General features: G+C 70.3%; 4 protein-coding genes. 2 read left to right on the top strand and 2 right to left on the bottom strand.

The genetic code is table 11. The features are described 5' to 3' along the window. On the bottom strand, positions 1–512 hold a 512-nt coding region (locus KGQ19_RS47505; protein ID WP_212022060.1), incomplete at its 3' end, for a glycosyltransferase family 2 protein. Positions 513–1,581: 1,069 nt separating this feature from the next. Between KGQ19_RS47505 and KGQ19_RS47500 the strand changes: the two genes are divergently transcribed. Then, positions 1,582–1,962: a DUF6504 family protein gene (locus KGQ19_RS47500; protein ID WP_212022058.1), complete on the top strand. Its 381-nt coding sequence runs from the start codon at positions 1,582–1,584 to the stop codon at positions 1,960–1,962. Between the two features lie 134 nt (positions 1,963–2,096). Then, positions 2,097–2,621, top strand: a complete 525-nt coding sequence (locus KGQ19_RS47495; RefSeq protein ID WP_212022056.1) for an SAV_6107 family HEPN domain-containing protein — start codon at positions 2,097–2,099, stop codon at positions 2,619–2,621. 1,221 nt (positions 2,622–3,842) lie between these two features. Here KGQ19_RS47495 and KGQ19_RS47490 read toward each other — a convergent pair. Then, the coding region (locus KGQ19_RS47490; RefSeq protein WP_438801908.1) for an Lhr family helicase at positions 3,843–4,616 on the bottom strand (774 nt) is incomplete at its 5' end.

The following is a 4,616-nucleotide window of genomic DNA, read 5'->3' as shown; positions in this document are numbered from 1 at the left end:
GGGCGGGGTCCGGCGGCCGGGGTGCGATCGGCGGGGGTGCGGCGGCGTGCCTCGGCGACCACCAGGTCCATGCGGCGGGGGCCGCGCAGGGCGGCCACGGCCGCCGCGATCGCACCGGGTGCCAGGGCGAGGCCGGGGTCCGCGAAGACCATCGCCTTGCCGCGTGCGGCGACCGCCAGTTGTTCGCAGGCGTGCGCGTGGGCGCACCAGCCCTGGGGGGTCGGCGCCCCCATCAGGAGGCGCAGGCGCGGGTCGTCCATCGCGGCCTGGAGGACCAGGCGGCGGGTGAGGTCCGTGGAGCCCGCGTCCAGGAAGACCACGTCCAGCTTCGGGACCCGGGTCTGGCTCAGCAGCGCTCGCACACACCGCAGCACGCGGCGTTCGTCGTTCAGGAGCGGGACCAGGACGGAGACGGTCTCGGTGGCCGGCGGCGGGTCGGCGGACAGCGTGGACGGCACAGACGGCGCGGGCAGGGCGCGCGAGGCGGTTGCCGGGTGTCGATTTCGTCCCACGGGCTAAAGCATCCCCATCGCGGGCCGTGATCGCAGCGTGACGGAAAGCGGGGTGGGCCGTGAGGGTGACCGCGCGGGAACTAAACGAGCCAGATGCGTGGAGCCTGCGGGGGAATCGGGCTCGGTGCGGGGGCTTGTCCGCGGTGCGGCGCGGTGCGGCTCGGTGCGACTCGGCGTGGCTCGGCGCGATCGGGCCGGAGTCCGGATAGCCGGCCGGAGAAAAAGGGGCGGGACCCGCGCCCCCACAGACGCGGATCCCGCCAAGGCCAGAGGCCTTCCCTACCCCCACTGGCACCCCCACCGGGTGCGTCGGCGGCCGCACGAGGCGGCACATCCGATCATCCATATAGACGTTCGAGGGGGTGGGTTTAGTTGCAGGGACGCAGTGTTCTGTGTGTTGCGATTTAGTAACAGAGTCCGTCCGGGCCGTCGTCCGACGTCTGTGCAGGTACTCAGGCCGGACCTGAGTAGTAATACCCATGAGGATGTCGGTGCCATGCGCCACACTTGTCGACGGCACGCGATGGCCGCGCCACGGTGGGTGTGTCGGGGAGACACGGGCCGGCCGCGCGTCGCTGATGGGGGGAAGACCCGGTCCCGTTTGATGAGGCACTGCCGGCACGGGGCGGCAGAGGTTCGTGAAACGGGACCGGATCGGGCACTTGGAGATGGTCGGCGGAGATGGCCGGCGGTCATCGGAGTCGCGGCGGCGTTGAGGGGATACCCTCCGCCGCCGTTACCCGCTCTTCTGGGACATCGCGCAGGTCGGCGCCTTGGTGCGGATCAGGTGTTCGAATGCCGATTCACTCATTTGAGCGAGTCTTGACCTGATTCCGTTGAGGCCGGGTGGCCCGCGGGGGTAGCCTGGTTCGAGTCGAACAAAGATTCGATGATGGTCCGACGCCCGGATCGGCCGCCCCGCCGGGCGGTCGCGGGAGGGGAAGCCCGTGGCCGGCCGTGGCCGCTCCGGGCGCTCGGACGAATGAGGTGGCGGCTTTGGGAGGCTGCGATGAGTGCGAATGGGACAGGTGCCGCAGCGAGCACCGATGACGATGAGACGGGTGCCGCAGTGAGCACCGATGACGACGAACTGATCGACGTACTGCGCCGCCACGGTGAGCCGGCGCACTTCATCTGGCGCGGCAAGCTGTACCGCGTGCGCCAGGTCCTCTCGCACTGGATCCAGGTCGGCGCGGACTCCGGCGAGATCCCCTCGGTACTGCTGCGCACCGACCGGCACCTGGGCACGGTCGAGACCCTGGTCTTCGGCCGGGACCGGGAGGTCGAGCGGGAACTGTGGAGCGTGCGGGCCAGCGTCGGCCGGAACGGCGACGTGGAGGTGTTCCAGCTCTGCCACGACGTCCCCTCCGGCGGTTGGCTGCTGGTCGCCGAGTCGCTGAGCAGCCTGCCGGAGCACCTGGGCCGGGTGCTGAAATTCCCGGAGAACTGACCGCGACCGCCGTTCACGGGGATTTCCCGGCTTGAACACCTGTTTTTGTCAGTGGGGCCTGTCACTGTGGAAGAGACATCCGGCGAGTGTCCGACATGTCATCAGTGGACCCTGACTAGTACAGGGAGGGAACTATGCCCGCCGCACTCACCAGCCCGGACACGGGACCGATAGCAAGCTCCCGAGTCCATCCGCCGCCATTGCCCCCGATGGGCTCCGGCGGACACCGGCGCGGCCCCGCCTCCCGCTCCGCACGCGACCTGTTCGAGCAGGCCGTACACGAGCTGGCCGAGGCCGTCACAACCGCACACCCCTACGACCGCTACTGCGGCGCCCACATGGCGGCGCTACACGCCTCGGCCGCCGTGGTGACGGCACGCGCGGTCCCGGCCGCACCGACCCGCCGCCGCCCGCGCAGCGTCTGGGACCTGCTCTACCGCGAGGCCCCGGAACTGGCGGACTGGGCGGCGTACTTCGCCTCCGGCGCCACCCGCCGAGCCGCCGCCCAAGCCGGCCTGCCGAACGCAGTCAGCGACGCCGAGGCCGCCGAACTGGCCCGGGAGGCCGAGGTCTACCTCGGCGTGGTGGCGCAGCTACTAGGGCTTCCGTTCCAAGACGGCCTGCCGCTGGGCTCAGGGGAGCAACCGGCAGCGAGCTGACGCGCAGAGATCCGGATCACCCGGCGCATCGACGGCAGATCGCGCGCGGCCGGGAGGCGGTGGCACACCGCCACATCACGCGGGACGCTTCCGCACGCGGGACGCTTCCGCACGCGGGACGCTTCCGCTTCGGGGGTTCTCAGGACGGGGTTCTCGGGACTGAGGTTTTTCAGGGCTGGGGCTTGGTTTTTCAGGACTGGAGCTTCTCAGGGCTCGAACGGAACGCCGGAGCCGCCGCCGGACACGCGCAGGTCAGCAAGGCTCTCGCCAGGCACGCGCCGGTCAGCAAGGCCGCCGCAGGACATGCGCCGCTCAGCGCGCCGTGGCCGCCGCAGGACATGCACCGGATAGCAGGGCTCCTGCCAGGCACGCGCCGATCAGCGAACCCGCCGCAGGACACGCGCCGCTCAGCGCGCCGTGGCCGCCGGCAGACATATACCGGTCGGCATGGCCGCCGCCAGGCATGCGCCGGTCAGCGTGGGCGCCGCCGAGCACGTGTGGTCGAGCAGAGCTGCTGCCAGTCATGTGCCGATCAGTAAGGCGCCGCCGGACATGCGCGGACGAGCAATGCCGCCGCCAGGCACGTGCCGGTCAGCGTGGGCGCCGCCGGACACGCGCGGGTCAGCGCGTCCGTGGCCGCTGGCAGAGATGTGCGGATCAGCGTGGCTGCCGCCAGGCACGCGTCGGTGCTGGGTGCGCGCTGCTCAGCGTGGCTGCCGCTAGGTAGTCGATCAGCGCGTTCGTGGGCGCCGGCGGGCACGCGCGGATTGGTGTGGCCGTGGCTGCTGGCGGAGGCCGGGTTCGGGCCGGCTTCAGGTGCTGGCGGATGATGCCGGATTGCTGTGGCAATTCGGCGACGGCTGCGTGTTGTGCGTGTGCGGCTGTTTGGAAGGGCACCCGAGATCAAGAGTTAGGCTGCGGAGACCGGCCCAGCGCTCGACGTCTGGTCCAGCAATACCCCGTGTCTCGTGGACCGGGGAGGCAGAGTTGGCCCCTGCCTTCGGGCTTTCAAGGAAGAAGTATCCGCTTCCTGCGCACCGGGTGCGGTCGCAACGTTATCGCCGATGGCAGGGTGCTGTCTGCTTGTTTTGCCCTTGCCCTAGCCACAGCTCCGCGCTCCCCGACGACTCCTTTTAGAGCTACGAAAAAGTGTGGGCGTGTCGTTCCCGTGCATCACTCGATCGGCTCAAAGGGTCCTGCGCCTTGGACCACGCGCGCCCCCTATCCCCGCAGCCGTAGGCCCGAGGGCGTTGAACGGAATCCGGCTGCCGCCAGTGCCTGCGCCAGCGCGGAGTTCCGGCCGGCGTAGAGCACGTCCTCGCCGTCGGTCTTCGACACGGTCAGTTTGCCGAGCCAGCCGTCGCGGACGGTTAGTGCCAGGGCGTCCACGGCTGGTTGCAGGTTTGTCAGGTCCTCGGTCCAGGACAGCAGGGTGCGGCCGCCGCGTTCGACGTAGAGCACTAACTCGCCGTCGACCAGTACCACCAGTGCGCCTGCTTTGCGGCCGGGTTTGTGGCCGGTTGCGGGGGTGCCGTCTTCGCCGACGGGGCGTGCGGGCCAGGGTAGGGCGGCGCCGTAGGCGTTGGCTGGGTCCGTGGCGGCTAGGACGAGGGCGCCGACGCGCTCGGTTTCCTTCTTCGGGCGGCGGGGTGTGTATTCGTGCGGGGTGCCCATCAGTTTGTGGACGCTTTCGTCGATGACGGCGCCGATGCTCTCGTGCTCGCGGTTCTCGAGTGTTTCGAGGGTGGCGGCCAGGGAGCGGAGGCGGTCGACGGCGCCCTCGGCGGCGAACTGGGCGGCGCCGAGGCCTTCGACGAAGTAGCCGCGGCGGGCGCGGCCGGCTTCTTCGTAGGCTGACAGTACCGAGTAGACGCCCGCGTAGCCGCCCGGGATGCGTTCGGCCATCACTGAGCCGCGCGTCACCACGCCGTAGCGGTCCATCAGTACCTCGCCGAGTAGGTGGGCTCGGCGAGGTACTGATGGACCGCTACGGCG

Source organism: Catenulispora pinistramenti (assembly GCF_018274385.1).
Classification (GTDB): Bacteria; Actinomycetota; Actinomycetes; order Streptomycetales; family Catenulisporaceae; genus Catenulispora; species Catenulispora pinistramenti.
The sequence above is the reverse complement of the archived record's forward strand: the minus strand, read 5'-3'. Positions and strand labels throughout refer to the sequence as shown.

Excerpts from the sequence above, each read along its gene's own strand:
- KGQ19_RS47495 (WP_212022056.1), top strand. The coding sequence starts at position 2,097 with ATGCCCGCCGCACTCACCAGCCCGGACACGGGACCGATAGCAAGCTCC.